The organism is Flavobacterium sp. TC780, from assembly GCF_056783245.1.
Genome location: NZ_JBXBAV010000161.1, coordinates 19,486 through 34,937, shown reverse-complemented (window position 1 = coordinate 34,937; position 15,452 = coordinate 19,486). Strand labels below are relative to the sequence as shown.

The window sequence follows — 15,452 nt, the reverse complement described above, 5'->3', positions numbered from 1 at the left end:
TTGTTGAACCTACTGGACTAGAGTACGTATTGCTAAGGTTAATACATGCTCCTGTTGTTAGGGAGGCAGCACCTAAATCGGTTAAGACTTTTGATTCTATCAATTTTATATTTTCTAGAGAGGGTTGAGGCGTCTCTTCTGAAGTTTCTACCATTTCACTGCAAGAAGCCTTTGGTGCTCCATCTGTAAAATAATAAGCTAAATAGGCTGCATATTGAAGATCAATGTTGGGCGTGATTGTATTGGTTGTTGCATTGATATAAATTATTTCGGATTTTGGAGTTTCTTTTTTATTCCATTTTGAACCCGAATCGGTTTTTTTAAATTTCTTATCTCCCTTTTCTGCCAATTGACAACGGTAATATATAGTATCATTTAATGTAATAATACTTGAATTTTGAAAACGATTCCAATCTAAATTTAGGTTGGTGTTGAGCAAAGGAATTTCTTCAGTTTCAAAAGTTGGTTCGTACACCATTTGTGATAATGTATAGGGTTCCCATTTTGTAGTGGCATGGTAGGCACCGCTAAAAGCAAAAGTTAGAGTGAAAAGAGAGACCCAAATTCCAATTTGTCGATGGTATTTTCTAAGACCTTTTTTAGGTTGGAGTTTATCCGTTTTTTTGAATTGCTTCCATAGTAAGCCATAAATTAAGATTCCGCTAAGGGCTGAGAATCCAATAATGGATAGTAAGAAAATCATTGTAATGATTCGGACACTGTTGTTGGTAATAGCATCAATAAAAGACCAATTATGAAAAGTATCAAAAAACCAAATGAATGCTTGTCTTGAAGTTGGATTGTAAGTTGCTAGTTTGCTGGAAGAGGTTTCTACATAAACCTGCATCGAGTCAGGACGATCAAAGCTTGTTTTATGAATTGGCAGATAGCGATTTACGTATTTGTATTGGGATGTAAATTCGGTTATTATCTCGCTCTTTTTTACGGCACTTTTTTGGTCATCTAGGAAATAACGGGAAAGCCATTCGGCATATTTTTTATCCCCATCGGCTAGTTTTTTTGTAGTTGAAGTGTCAAAATATAAAAGTTCTCCTGTAATGGTTTTTATTTGGTAAAAAGTTGTGTTATTGAATGTTACTATTCTAAAGTTTTTAAATTCGGTGATATCGTTTTTTTTGAGAACTTCCTGAATTGAAAATTGCAATTTGTCTTTTGAAATGAATTGTTGTTCGATTTTATCAAGAGTGGGCGATTTCGGGTTTAAAGAAATGTGCCATAAATGGATGCATCAAGCCTGATAGTGTCCAGAAAATTACAGGTACAATTGTAATTAGTCCAATTATACGATGCCATTTGTACATATGTTGCTTGATTTTCTTGATGATTTTTGAATCTTACTTTTTTAGAAGAATTTTTTCTCTTTATTTCTTTGTTCATCTTTTGAATGCTTATGATTTGTTTTTTGCCACAGATTTTTAGTATTTAAAATGATTTTAGAAATATTGTCTTAATAACTTATTTAGTCTGTGGCAAAAACTTTAATTATTTTTTTAGCGAAAAATTATACTGTATTCCTAATACAAATGTTCTTGGCGCAGCTGCGGTATAGGTAGGCTGTGCATTTGTTGTATTGGCTCTTGAAACATTGTAAGCGTATAATTTATCGGTTAGATTAAGTACGTTTCCGTATATCTCTATGCTTTTCCATTGGTAGCCAACTTTAGCATTAAATAAATTATACCCATCGTATTTTACAGTATTAATTTGGTCTTGGTAATAACTACCCACTAGTTGCCATTCTATCGAAGTTCTTAAGTTTGGAAGCCAGTTTGGGTAATAGCTTATTTCTGAATTTCCAGACCATTTTGGTGCTGCTGGCATTTCTTTTCCGTCTAAATTCTGAATCGGATCATTTGGTTTATCTGAAAGTTTAAAATCGATATAGGTATGTTGTGCGTAAGTTCCACCTGTGCGAATAGTAAATTGTTTTGAAGGTCTGTATGAAGCGCCAAACTCAATTCCTTTATGGCGTGTTTCGCCAGCCGAACGATAATCAGTTGAGTTGTCAGGAAGCTTGACGTTTAATAATTCGTTTTTGCCCTCCATATAATAGATAGCGTAGTCAATATTTAGCTTGTTTTCTAAGAGAGTAACCCATCCGCCGACTTCATAATTGTTGAAAGTTGCAGGTTCTAGATTATAATAAAAGTCTGCAGGGACTCCAGTCTTTCCTCCAGTTCCGGGTTTGGTTCTGAAAATAGAAGTAATTCCTGGAGGTGCAAAACCTTGAGAATAATTGCCGTAAAAACCAATGAAGTTTAATGGGTTGTAATTTGCTCCTGCCTTGAAAGTTGCTTTGTCATACACTTTGCTTCCTGTAGAAAGGTCTAAAGTATTATTGTAATTTACTTTCATATTGTCATAACGGCCACCAAGAGTAATGATTAATTTTTCGATTGGATTAAAACTTACTTGCGCATATCCAGCTGTATTGAAAATATCAGCAGTATAATCGGCTAATTTTGTGTCAGGACGTTCGGCAATAATCTCATAAGAATCTACGGTTTGTTTTCCTGCTTCTCCCGGATTTAGATTGGCTTTTAAATCGATTAGATAAGACCAATAGGTTACTGGAGAATAATCGTATAAGGCGCCTGCAACAATTTTAGTATTTAGAAAATTGAATTTTTGAGTGTGCTGCCCGATTGCACCATAGCTTTTGAAGTTATTCGAATTTATCTCGCCTCTAGCAGTTGTAGGATTTACAGTTGGATTCCATCTGATCCCATAAGATGGGTTTTGCCCTAATTTATTATTACGTAAATATCCCGTAATATAGCTGCTTGAATTGTCATTCCAATCGTGTTCAAGTGTTAATCGTGTTCGTAAAGCTTCTGATTTTCTATAGGTAAAGTCAGTAGTACTTTTGTAGGTTCTGTTGTTAAAAGCATCTTCGTTAAGATTTCCACTCATATCTGAATAGTATTTTCCATACATGGTATTGCTGACCAATCGGGTAGAAGAGGAGATGTTATAATCGATTCGGGCATTTAGATTGTCTTTGTTGTAATCTGAATACGTCATCCAGCCGTTTTCTTGTAAACTTGAAATTCCAGCGATATGAAAACCAACTTTTCCAATTGTTGCTCCTCCTGCCGCTTGAAATCTATGGTATCCATAATTATCTGCCTGAACGCCAAATTTAAATTCTGGTTCAACAGATGGTTTTAATGAAATTAAGTTAATCGTTCCGCCAACAGCTTCTGGGCCGTATAATGATGAAACTGGGCCTTTTACAACTTCAATACTTTGAAGGTTGAATTGATTAATTTCTAATAATGCATTATGATTGAAAACTCCCATTGGACGGATTGGTAAACCATCTTCTAAATATAAGTAATAAGCATTTGTGGTCATTGGTTGGCGAATTGACATCATATGTTGTTCGTTGCCTAGATTGACCATTAAAACACCTGGTGTTTTATTAATGATTTCGTAAACAGCTGTTGCCTTGGTTTCGTTAATAGTTTTTGCAGTTAATTTACTTATCGCTACTGGAGTTTCCTTGCGTAGTGTAGCGGTGCGATTTGCTGTTACAAAGATGTTTTCTAATTCTTGTATTTTGGTAGTGTCTTGTTTCGTTTTATTTTGCGCAAAGACACATTGCCCTATTAGTAATAGGGTAAAGCATATTTTTTTCATTTTAGTTTATATAAATTTAAAAGTAACGTGTGCTTTTCCCTGACCTTAAGGCAAGAGAAATTGTTTCAATGGATATTGAAATCTGTGACTAGAATTTATATAAAATAGGTTGGAGGGTGAAAAGTAGCATTAGAAACTGCAATAGGTTTCTTATCGAAAGAAGCGAAGATTTTTGCTTTTGATTCGATTGCTGGTATTAATTTAAAATTATTTGTAGTTGTATTTTGAATGTAAACAATCTCTGCTTTTTCTTTCAGATTGTTATGCATTCTTTTCTCGTTATCGGTGTATTTTTTTAAACTCTTTTGAAGATCACATCGACCGTTACACGAATTAAAAACCATTTTACGTTGTACGCAGATGGTTTTAGAGATTTCTTTTTGGTTTAATTTAAATGAGGTATAAACAAAGAAACTTCCAAAAGATGGAGCCAAAAGCATGCATGAGAGGAATATGATTAAAAATTGCTTCAAATGGGGGTTTGTTGTTTTCGATAGCAAAAATACGCTATATTCGTTTTAATAGGAACGTATTTTGGTTTTTTTGCAATAAAAAATCCCCAATTACATTGTAATTGGGGATTTTTTTGAGTTTCTAATTTCTATATTCAGTCTCAAAATGTTAACTGAGACTGAAATACTGATATTTTAGATTATTTAACGATAACCCATTCGCCAGTAGCTAATAAGTTTTCTGCTTTTTTAAATTTCATCGTTTCGATTGCTCCAGTAGCAACTTGTTGTACTGTTACATTATCATTACGATTAATTTTAGGCATATCTCTAGTGATAGTTTCAGTCACTTGACGTTGTTGAGTTTCTCCAGCTTCGCGGTTGATGTCTTCACTATTTTCGATTTCGTCTTTACTTAATTTGTAGTTCTCTTTCTGACGAACTTCTCTTGCTTCCTGAATTTCTGGAACGTTTTGAGCTGGTAAATCACCTTTAAATAAGAATGAAATAACTTCTTTGTTTACGTTTTCAAGCATTCCACGGAATAAGTTGAAAGCCTCTAATTTATAGATAAGCAATGGATCTTTTTGTTCGTGAACGGCTAATTGAACTGATTGTTTCAATTCATCCATTTTACGTAAGTGTTTTTTCCAAGCCTCATCTACGATAGATAATGTGATGTTTTTCTCGAAATCAGCAATTAGTTGAGCTCCTTCAGTTTCGTATGCTTTTTTAAGATCAGTAACAACATTTAATGTTTTGATACCATCTGTAAACGGAACTACTATACGTTCAAATTGATTGTTTTTCTCTTCGTAAACTCCTTTAATGATAGGGAAAGCTTCTCTAGCACTACGTTCTGTTTTCTCAGTGTAAAACGCTAATGTTTCTTTGTATAATTTTCCTGTGATTTCCATCTCTGTAGATTTTATAAAATCAGCTTCAGAAATTGGAGATGTTATAGAGAAATAACGAATTAATTCAAATTCGAAATTTTTAAAATCATTTGTTGCTTTGTTTTGGCTTACGATAAGTTCACAAGTATCATAAAGCATGTTTGCGATATCTAGTTTTAAACGCTCCCCAAACAATGCATGACGACGGCGTTTGTAAACTACTTCACGTTGTGAATTCATAACGTCATCATATTCTAATAAACGTTTACGAACACCAAAGTTGTTTTCTTCTACTTTCTTTTGAGCACGCTCAATAGATTTTGTCATCATAGAATGCTGAATTACTTCTCCTTCTTGTAATCCCATTCTATCCATTACTTTGGCAACTCTTTCAGAACCAAATAAACGCATTAAGTTATCTTCTAGAGAAACGTAGAATTGAGAACTTCCTGGGTCACCCTGACGACCAGCACGACCACGTAATTGTCTGTCTACACGACGAGAATCGTGACGTTCTGTACCAACAATTGCTAAACCTCCAGCAGCTTTAACCTCTGGAGATAATTTAATATCGGTACCACGACCAGCCATATTGGTTGCAATGGTTACTACTCCAGGTTTTCCTGCTTCTTCTACAATTTGTGCCTCTTGCTTGTGCATTTTAGCATTCAATACATTGTGTGCTACACCTCTCATTTTAAGCATACGGCTTAATAACTCAGAGATTTCTACAGATGTTGTTCCAATTAAAACCGGTCTTCCTGCTTTAGATAATTCAGTTACATCTTCGATTACAGCATTGAATTTCTCACGTGTAGTTTTATAAATATAATCTTCTTTGTCTATTCTAGACATTGGGCGATTCGTAGGAATCTCAACTACATCTAATTTGTAAATTTGCCATAACTCACCAGCTTCTGTTACTGCAGTACCAGTCATACCACCTAGTTTGCTGTACATTCTAAAGTAGTTCTGTAATGTAACAGTTGCAAAAGTTTGAGTTGCAGCTTCAATTTTTACATTTTCTTTAGCCTCAATCGCTTGGTGTAATCCGTCAGAATAACGGCGACCATCCATGATACGACCTGTTTGTTCATCGACAATCATAATCTTGTTGTCCATGATAACGTACTCTACATCTTTTTCAAAAAGTGCATATGCTTTTAACAGTTGAGTTAAAGTGTGGATACGCTCGCTTTTTACACCAAAATCTTGGAATAATCTTTCTTTGGCTTCAGCTTCAGCGTCTTTGTCTAATTTTTGTTTTTCAATCGCAGCGATTTCAGTTCCGATATCTGGTAATACGAAAAAGTCTGCATCAGTATCTCCAGAAAGGAATTTGATTCCGTTATCAGTTAATTCAACTTGATTGTTTTTTTCTTCAATTACGAAGTATAAAGCCTCATCAACTTTATGCATCTCACGGTTGTTGTCTTGCATGTATTGATTTTCGGTTTTCTGAAGTAATTGTTTAATTCCTTCTTCACTCAAAAATTTAATTAAAGCTTTATTTCTAGGTAAACTTCTGTAAGCTCTTAATAATAAGAAACCACCATCTTTAGTATTTCCTTCTTTTATTAATTTTTTAGCTTCAGCTAAGAATCCATTTGCCAATTGACGTTGTAAACTTACTAAGTTTTCAATTTTTGGCTTCAATTCATTAAATTCATGACGGTCTCCTTGAGGAACTGGACCAGAAATGATAAGTGGTGTTCTTGCATCATCAATTAATACAGAATCGACCTCATCGACAATTGCATAATTGTGTTTTCTTTGTACCAAGTCATTTGGCGAATGCGCCATATTATCTCTTAGGTAGTCAAATCCGAATTCGTTATTTGTTCCGTAAGTAATGTCTGCATCATACGCTTTCTTTCTTTGTTCTGTACTTGGTTGATGGTTATCGATACAATCAACAGTTAAACCGTGAAACTCGAATAAAGGCGCTTTCCATGTACTATCACGTTTTGCAAGGTAATCATTCACAGTTACTAAGTGAACTCCGTTTCCTGTCAAAGCATTTAAGTAAAGCGGAAGTGTAGCAACTAATGTTTTACCTTCACCTGTTTGCATTTCTGCAACTTTACCTTCGTGCAAAACCATTCCTCCAATCAACTGAACATCATAATGAATCATGTCCCATGTAATTTCTTTACCGGCAGCATTCCATTTGTTCGCCCAAGTAGCTTTGTCACCTTCAATAGTAACATAAGTTTTTGAACCTGAAAATTCGCGGTCTTTTGGAGTTGCAGTAACCTCGATAAAAGAATTGTCTTTAAAACGACGTGCTGTTTCTTTTACTACAGAAAACGCTTCAGGAAGAATTTCCAATAATGTTTTCTCTGAGATTTCGTAAGCTTCTTTTTCTAAAGTATCTATAGCTTCGTAAATGTCTTCTCTTTTTGTCGATATCTTCAATGCTTTCTACTTCTGTTTTAAGAGAAGCAATTTTCGCATCTTTTTCGGCTCTTGCGTCCTTTATCTTTTGTTTAAAAAATGCTGTCCTAGCCCTCAGTTCGTCATGAGACAAAGCCATTAAGCTAGTTTCGAAAGTTTTAATTTTGTTTAAATAAGGTTGTAAAGCTTTGACATCTTTTTGTGATTTATCACCTACAAAGACTTTAATAATACTGTTAATGAAACTCATGATCTGTTGGTATTTCTATAATTTATCTAAATGTGTAAATTTAAACAAAAAAAAGCCTCTTTTTTGAGACTTTTTCTTTGGGGTTACTTTTTAATATTCATCCTCATTCCAAAGATAATCTTCGTCTGTTGGATAATCCGGCCATATTTCTTCCATTGATTCATATATCTCACCTTCGTCTTCAATTGACTGTAGGTTTTCTACTACTTCTAATGGAGCTCCTGCTCTAATAGCGTAGTCTATAAGTTCGTCTTTGTTAGCAGGCCACGGCGCATCACTTAAATATGATGCTAATTCTAATGTCCAATACATGTTTTGTCAATTTAGTTTGTGCAAAAATAATTTTTTTACTGAGAAAGACAAGTAAAAAACGATTTATTTTAGTAAAATTTAAGAACGTTCCTTTTAGTATTCAATTTTCTGTTACAGTTTACATTGTAAATACTAAAAATTGTCAGAGAATTACTTTCTCGGAATCCATTTAACTTCCTCCGCTTTTAAGTCAGAAGGCCCCAACTTTCGTGCCAAGACAAAAAGGTAGTCGGAGAAAGTCGGTTTAAGTCTTGTATTGCTATTTCTGGAACAGTCTCATTATGACTTAAATGGACTGTACAATCGTTCAGCACGACGGCAAATGCAACGCGCAATGTGACAATATGACACTGTTTGATGGCCTCCAGGTAATACAAAATGCGTCATTTGCGGTAGCGTTTCTTCCATGGCATCAATTTCATTTTCAGCAAGTAATTCGATATCAGTTGGTACTATACCTAAATTCTTAAGGCGTAACTCTCCATTTTTTAAGACTTCTTTTTCTACTGAGTAGCTAGAATTGCGCCTACAGTAAATAATCGATCTTGAATTTCGATTAAAATGTTCTTATAGTGTACATTTATTTCCTGATCTCGTATGAGACCTATATAAGAGTTTAATTCATCAACGGTTCCGTAACTATCGATACGGATATGGTCTTTAGGAACGCGAGTACCGCCAAAAAGCGCGGTGAGTTCCTTTGTCTCCTGTTTTTGTATATACTTTCATTTTTTTAAGATGCTAAGGTTTTGAGATATTAAGAATTTAAGTTCCTAGAATAGGGGCAGAAAGTTTTCTGCAACTTGAAACCTGAGACTTTTAAAATTCTTACTCTAAAATTGTTTTGTAGTTATTGTGTCGCTTTCGATAAGGCCATCGCGCAAGCGAATGACACGGTGTGCGTAGGCAGCAATGTCTTCTTCATGTGTTACTAGAATGACAGTATTACCATTGGCATGAATATCACTAAATAGTTTCATGATTTCGACAGAGGTTTTACTATCTAAATTTCCAGTTGGTTCATCAGCCAGAATAATCGATGGTTTGTTGACTAATGCTCTTGCAATTGCCACACGTTGTCGTTGTCCTCCTGAAAGCTGATTGGGCTGGTGATCCATTCTGTCTTCGAGGTTTACTTGTTTCAGTACCTCAGTAGCGCGAACAATTCGTTCTGATTTAGAGTGTCCAGCATTAAATCATTGGTAAAGCAACATTATCTAGTGCAGTAGTTCTTGGTAAAAGATTAAATGTCTGGAAAACAAAGCCTATTTCTTTATTTCTAATTCCTGCTAATTCATCATCTTTCATCTGGCTAACATCTTTCCGTTTAAGATATAACTTCCAGATGTAGGTGTGTCTAAGCATCCTAATAAGTTCATTAATGTTGATTTTCCTGAACCCGATGGTCCCATTAAGGCAACATATTCTCCTTTATTTATCTCTAAATCGATAGCTTGCCAAGCACTAAACAATTTCGTTTCCAAGCACAAAATTTCGTTTAATATTGGTTATTTTAATTAATGGATTTGCCATTGGAGTTTATGATTGTTGATTTACTTTTTAGATTTTAAAAAGTACAAAACACTTTTGAATTAATCATAAGTAGTTTAAAATACATTTTTGTTACACTTATGTATTGTTTGCAAGGTAGTAAGATTGTTTTTTAAGGCGCAAACTGCAAAACAGATAAAGTGTCTTATATAATTACTTTTTTAATTTACATAATTATCATATTTGGTTAATTTTTATAATTTTAATTTAATAGAAATCATAATATTTTAAGAAATATTGATTTTTATTCAAAAATTACATTATATTTGATGAATAATATTAACAAATCAGAATTATGAAAAATACACAATTATTATTCGGACTAGCATTTGTTGCCATGGGATTTACTTCATGTAAAGATGAAAAAGCAGCGCAAGCTGAAAAAACTATTGACTCCTACGTTGTATATGTAGATTCAATAAAAAATGTGACTGCAGAAGATGCTAAAACCAATTGGAACACAATTGAGAATGAATATGCAGCACGAGCAGAAAAAGCAGAAATGGCTTTGGCTGACATTAAAGAAAATGGAAAAGATCAAGAAAGAATAGAAGCTAGTAAATCAAAATATGAAGCTTTTAAGGCTGAACTTACTGCCCTTACAGCGCCAGTTCCAGATGCAAAGCAAAAAAGACGAGATGCGTTATTTGGGGAAGGCAAATTAGGGAATGATATGAATTTTGATTGGGTGAATGCCAAAAATATTCATAGTGTGTATCAACAATTTGTACATACTGTCGAAAACAACAAAGACAGTTATTCTCAAGAGATTGGGATGAAATAAAAATGATGTATGAGGCTCTTGATAGTCGTAAAAATACGGTTGAAAAAGAAGGACTTACGTCTGAAGATAATAGAAAAATTGCTGGGTTGAAATTGAAATTTGCACCAATGTATACCTTAAATAGAATGGGAGCAAAATCAGAAGAAACTGCTGATGCAAAAAAGTAAGTTAATTAAGTATTTTATATTAGGTTAAATTTTGAATTTTGAGCAGAAATGACAGTCAGTAATGGCTGTCATTTTTTTATACCCTAATTATAAAATGTTCTTTTTCTTGTTCATATCTAAAAAACACAAATCCCCATTGGTATGTATCGATGGTAACTTTTACTTTGGGGTGTTTTTTTATTATTTTCCAGGCTTCTTCCATTTCTGGAGACCAATGAATATCATCAAAGATCCAAACAGTATCATTAGAAATTGTGGAAAGTAAAAGCTCAAAATAATCTAAAGTTGCTTTTTTAGAATGATTTCCATCAAAGTAAATGAGATCATAGTTTTTAGTTTCAGTTTTTAGTCCCAATTGGAGACTTTTAAAGTAACTTTCAAATTCTGTAACAATCGATTCTACATTAGCACAATTAAAATTTTGTAATTGTAATTGAGCTTGTCTTGCTGTTTCTGGGCAACCTTCGAGTGTTGTAACTGTAGCTTTTGGGTTTCCCAAGGCTAGGGCAGAAGTGGCTAATCCTAATGATGTTCCGATTTCTAGAATAGAATTAGGTTTAAAGTAAGCTGTAATTCGGAATAGTAATTTAGTTCTTTTAGGTGAAATTCCAGCTGTTTTGGTAATCTTAGAAATTTGTCTGGTATTACTTTTAAAAACTCTAGATCCTGCACCAAAATCAGTTACTTCGATTGTGTTTTTGTTTTGTGAAAATGATTTTCGATAAGCATTTAAAATGGCATATTCTGGTTTTGCTTTCTTATCATAAAAACATTTCGTTAGTAAATTAAACACAAAAGGAGAGTGTACTGCGTGTTCGTTTTTAGATTTCCAAAGGAATTTGAGATATGATTTTATTTGAAATAACATAATGACTTTTACAAAGTAGGCGCGAAGATACTAAGAATAGTCGAGAGTCGTAAAGTTTGAAAGTTGAAGGTCTCTTAATTAAGAAGAAGTTGATAGAATGATTTAAGGTTTTGATCTCTGATGAGTGAAATCTCGAAAAATAGACAATCTGAATTATTTGCCAATATCAAATCAGAAATCTTTAATCTCTTATGCTTTATGACTTTACTACTTTCGACTTTCAGACTCTAAAAAAGCTATATTTGCGGGCTTTTAAAATTGAGCTAATAATATGCATTTTTTATGATGACGAAGGAAGAAATAGAAATTAAGAATACAATAACTTCGGAAGAAATAGACCGATGTATTGCTGTTTTGGCACAATTAAATACCGATACAGATCAAATATTTGATATTCCCAGAGAGCAAAGAATTGCTCTGCTTAAAGAAGCGGGTATGTTCTCCAGACCAGATAGAGATGAGTTTTCTCGAAGAATTAAGGATGGTAAGGAAGCTGTTAAGCGTAAAAAGGAAAAGAAGGATAAAACGGCTCGTAAAGAAACTGAAATTCGATATGCTCGTGAAGCAAGTATATTTGTTGCACCAAAGTTATTGGCTTATAATGATCTTGCTCACAAAGAACAATTGGAGTTAGAAACACCTAGAAATTGTTACGTATGTAAAACAGGTTTTACCAAAATGCATCACTTTTATGATACAATGTGTACTGATTGTGGGGATTTTAATTATGCCAAACGTTTTCAAACGGCTGATGTAAAAGGACAAGTTGCTGTTATAACTGGTTCTCGTTTAAAGATTGGGTATCATATTACTTTGATGCTTTTGCGTGGTGGAGCAACTGTTATTGCAACAACTCGTTTCCCTGTTGATTCTGCATTGCGATTTTCTAAAGAAGAAGATTTTATGGAATGGGGGCATCGCTTAAAAATTCACGGATTAGATTTACGACATATTCCTAGTGTGGAGATTTTTTGCAATTTTATTGAGCAAAAGTACGAACGATTAGATATTCTTATCAATAATGCTGCGCAAACCGTAAGACGTCCAGCGGGATTTTATACCCATTTAATGGAAAACGAAGAGCTTGCTATAAGTTCTTTACCTAAACAAGCACAAGAATTATTGCTTGATCATACCAATTGTTTGGATGAGCTAAAAGTATTAACATCAGGAGTTTCTTCTAATCAGAATATGCCTGTAACCTGGCATGGACCAGAGCCAGGAATAGGATTGCGTGCTTCGGCTAAATTATCTCAGATTCCTTATTCTTTTGATAATGCCCTTGTAGCAAATGAGGTTTTTCCAGAAGGGGAACTCGATGCCGATTTACAACAGGTTGATTTACGTAAAACAAATAGTTGGCGTTTAAGATTGGGACAAATAGAAACAACTGAGATGATTGAGGTTCAATTAGTAAATTCGGTAGCGCCTTTTGTTTTATGCAACCGCCTTTCTGAAGTAATGAAGAAAGACAACACAGGACAAAAACACATTATAAATGTTTCGGCAATGGAAGGGAAGTTTCATCGCTTTTTTAAAGAAGACCGTCACCCACATACCAATATGGCGAAAGCTGCCTTGAATATGTTAACGCATACTTCATCGGGAACATTAGCAAAACATGGAATTTTTATGAATGCTGTTGATACGGGCTGGGTAACCGATGAAGATCCTGCTGAATTGGCCAAAAAGAAACAAGAATTAGAAGATTTTCAGCCACCATTAGATATTGTAGATGGTGCTGCAAGAGTTATGGATCCTTTGTTCGACGGAATTAATACAGGAAAGCATTGGTGTGGTAAATTCTTGAAAGACTATAACCCGATTCCTTGGTAGAATTAGTTTTCAGTCTCGGTTACAGTTTCAGTTTTTTTACCTCATAATGAAAAAAGCCACAACAGAATTAAATTTTGTTGTGGCTTTTTTTGTTTGGATAAATAATACTGTCTAAATTACAATTAGTTATTTCTTGATATCCAGTTTCATTTTTAAAATTGGATAATCCTTTCCTTCATCATCTTTATCGGTTCTGTCGTATGGTGTAAAACCAAATTTGGAGTAAAAATTAACCGCATTATGATTTTGTTCATTAACATCAACTTTGTTAACACCGAGCTCATTGATGGCAAAATTTATCAATGTTTTGCCAAGTCCTTTTCCTATATACTCTGGAGCTAAGAATAACATTTCTATTTTATTCTCTGCAATACCAATAAAACCAAGAACCGTATCAGCTTCTGTCAGGCAAAAAACGGGAAAAGAGTTAAAATCGATAGACGATACGATTTTTTTATAATAATCAATGTCAGATGTAACAAGGAAATCATGTGTGGCACGAACAGAATTTTCCCAGACAAGAATAACCTGTTCTTTAAATTTATCATTATAAGGTTGTATTTTAAAGCTCATTTTGTGTTTTTTAGAATAGTTATTTTATAAAATAAAACCACAACAGAATTAGATTTTTGTTGTGGTTTTGTTATTTAATTAAAGTTAGACTTTTAGTATTCTTTTCAAGGTTTAATAAATAAACAGTGAGGCAGTAGTTTAGTTTATAGAAATTAATTTAATCTCAAAAACAAGTACCGAACCTCAGGAATGGTATTGTAATCATTATCTCCATATCCTAAATGAGCAGGAACTAAAAGAATACCAGTGCCTCCAGTTTTAAATATAAGGAATACCTTCTGTCCATCCTTTTATAACTTGGTCTAAGCCAAAAGAAATTCCGTCACTACTTTCATCAAATACTTTTCCATCGATAAAAGAACCTTTGTAGGCTACCGTTACGTTAGAGGTTGGGGTTGGCTGCGCTCCAGTTCCTGGTTCGTTAATTACATAATACAAACCAGATTCAGTTCTATGAGCGTCTAATTTATTTTTAGCTACATAATCTTTGATTTGTTGCTCATTTTTGGCAACATTGTCAACAGCAACATCAGTATTTTCGGTTTTTTTGTTTTTAGCACAAGAAATAAAAAGTGTTAAAGCTAATAGTGCAGGTATAAAGTGTTTCATGTAAAGTGATTTTTTAAAGGCGTAAATATAGTATAATTTTAGTCTTTTATTTTTTTTGACTTATTACAAATGATATATTCATAAGAAGGTCTGGCTCCCATAGGCATAACTAAAAATGTTCCTTTGTTGGACAATGTCATTGTGAAGTCATTATTGTATTCTTCATTTGCATCTGCATTATGGAAAATGATTTTTCGAGTTTTTAATTTTTTAGATTGTATTTCTATATCTCCAATTTCATAATTTTTAAATACGAAGGGCTTATCTTTAAAGTCCCAGTAGGTAAATTCTTTTTTGTTAAAATCCAGGTATGATTCATTTCCAGAATCACAAAATTTTTGATGTTTTGTAATGTAGTTTTCGATATCTTTTTTGGAATCAAAAGAAATGAAATCTGTTTTCGGGTCACTATAAGCAGCGTCGTCTGTATAGTCATAAGATAATCCTACGAGGTTTTTTTTCTCTTTTGTAATCGCAAAATAGAAATTGTAAATTCGGTTTCCTCTAACATCCATGGCTAATGCTCTGTAATTACAGTTTTTTTCTAAAGCATTATGGGATTTGAAAACGCTATCCGAAAGGTTTACATAACCATTGTCAAAATCGGAAAGTTTGAATTTATTTTCATATTTTTCATAAAAAAATCCTGTTTTCTCAAATTGGGTATCTCCTAAATATGTTGGGAATTTTTCGGGAAAAATGTTTGTATGGATTTTAGATTCAAACCATTCTATGTAATCCATTTTAGTTGTAAAAATTATTATAGGATATGGTCCGTCATAAAGAAATTCGACTAAACCATCTTTTTTATCAATGAACTTGTTTATCTCTTTTTCATTATTACTATTAAATGCTTTTATGAAGACTTGAAAAAAGAGATTTAATTCGGTTTCGGATATTTCTTCAGAAGTTACAGCTATTTCTTTGGGAGTGCTTGGTTGCGTTATATTTGAGATGATTTTTTTAGGAGAATCATTTTTGATTAAAAAAAAGAGCACAACAATAACTGCTATTGCAAAACCTATAATTATGCTTAGTTTTAAGACCTTATTTTTTGATTCCATTTTATATTATAAAGTGTTGTTCTCTATTAT

The 15,452-nt window shown here is 33.4% G+C and carries 11 protein-coding genes and 3 pseudogenes; 3 read left to right on the top strand and 11 right to left on the bottom strand.

Annotation, left to right across the window (positions count from 1 at the left end):
* From AC1RYN_RS17955 to AC1RYN_RS17925, 7 genes and pseudogenes are all read right to left on the bottom strand, one after another.
* Positions 1-1,165, bottom strand: a 1,165-nt coding sequence (locus AC1RYN_RS17955; protein ID WP_481808040.1) for a PepSY domain-containing protein, incomplete at its 3' end; no start/stop codon positions are given.
* 338 nt (positions 1,166-1,503) lie between these two features.
* Entirely contained in the window at positions 1,504-3,663 is a 2,160-nt protein-coding gene (locus AC1RYN_RS17950; protein ID WP_481808039.1) for a TonB-dependent receptor, read from the bottom strand.
* A gap of 95 nt (positions 3,664-3,758) precedes the next feature.
* The gene (locus tag AC1RYN_RS17945) at positions 3,759-4,103 is read right to left on the bottom strand and encodes a hypothetical protein (protein WP_481808042.1); all 345 of its coding nucleotides are present in this window, start codon (positions 4,101-4,103) and stop codon (positions 3,759-3,761) included.
* A gap of 212 nt (positions 4,104-4,315) precedes the next feature.
* Positions 4,316-7,658: pseudogene (secA, locus tag AC1RYN_RS17940) on the bottom strand (preprotein translocase subunit SecA).
* A gap of 90 nt (positions 7,659-7,748) precedes the next feature.
* Positions 7,749-7,970 (bottom strand): DUF2795 domain-containing protein, encoded by a 222-nt coding sequence (locus AC1RYN_RS17935; protein WP_007138072.1) that lies wholly within the window; start codon positions 7,968-7,970, stop codon positions 7,749-7,751.
* A 150-nt stretch (positions 7,971-8,120) separates the two neighbouring features.
* A pseudogene (locus AC1RYN_RS17930) lies at positions 8,121-8,699 on the bottom strand (cob(I)yrinic acid a,c-diamide adenosyltransferase).
* A 104-nt stretch (positions 8,700-8,803) separates the two neighbouring features.
* Positions 8,804-9,382 (bottom strand): annotated as a pseudogene (locus AC1RYN_RS17925) (ABC transporter ATP-binding protein).
* Between the two features lie 434 nt (positions 9,383-9,816).
* Between AC1RYN_RS17925 and AC1RYN_RS17920 the strand changes: the two are divergent.
* Complete coding sequence (locus tag AC1RYN_RS17920) at positions 9,817-10,305, top strand: hypothetical protein (RefSeq protein WP_481808038.1); 489 nt, start codon at positions 9,817-9,819, stop codon at positions 10,303-10,305.
* Between the two features lie 2 nt (positions 10,306-10,307).
* Positions 10,308-10,472, top strand: a complete 165-nt coding sequence (locus AC1RYN_RS17915) for a hypothetical protein (RefSeq protein WP_481808037.1) — start codon at positions 10,308-10,310, stop codon at positions 10,470-10,472.
* Between the two features lie 76 nt (positions 10,473-10,548).
* Here AC1RYN_RS17915 and AC1RYN_RS17910 read toward each other — a convergent pair whose 3' ends face one another.
* On the bottom strand, positions 10,549-11,340 hold the full coding sequence (locus tag AC1RYN_RS17910; RefSeq protein WP_481808036.1) for an O-methyltransferase: 792 nt from the start codon (positions 11,338-11,340) through the stop codon (positions 10,549-10,551).
* Positions 11,341-11,625: 285 nt separating this feature from the next.
* Between AC1RYN_RS17910 and AC1RYN_RS17905 the strand changes: the two genes are divergently transcribed.
* Positions 11,626-13,176: an SDR family NAD(P)-dependent oxidoreductase gene (locus AC1RYN_RS17905; RefSeq protein WP_481808041.1), complete on the top strand. Its 1,551-nt coding sequence runs from the start codon at positions 11,626-11,628 to the stop codon at positions 13,174-13,176.
* 126 nt (positions 13,177-13,302) lie between these two features.
* Here AC1RYN_RS17905 and AC1RYN_RS17900 read toward each other — a convergent pair whose 3' ends face one another.
* The 3 genes from AC1RYN_RS17900 to AC1RYN_RS17890 form a co-directional block, all read right to left on the bottom strand.
* Complete coding sequence (locus tag AC1RYN_RS17900; protein ID WP_481808035.1) at positions 13,303-13,749, bottom strand: GNAT family N-acetyltransferase; 447 nt, start codon at positions 13,747-13,749, stop codon at positions 13,303-13,305.
* A gap of 258 nt (positions 13,750-14,007) precedes the next feature.
* Positions 14,008-14,358, bottom strand: a complete 351-nt coding sequence (locus AC1RYN_RS17895) for an FKBP-type peptidyl-prolyl cis-trans isomerase (protein WP_481808034.1) — start codon at positions 14,356-14,358, stop codon at positions 14,008-14,010.
* Between the two features lie 38 nt (positions 14,359-14,396).
* Positions 14,397-15,422, bottom strand: coding sequence for a hypothetical protein (locus tag AC1RYN_RS17890; RefSeq protein ID WP_481808033.1), 1,026 nt, complete (start codon positions 15,420-15,422; stop codon positions 14,397-14,399).
* Positions 15,423-15,452: the final 30 nt, after the last annotated feature.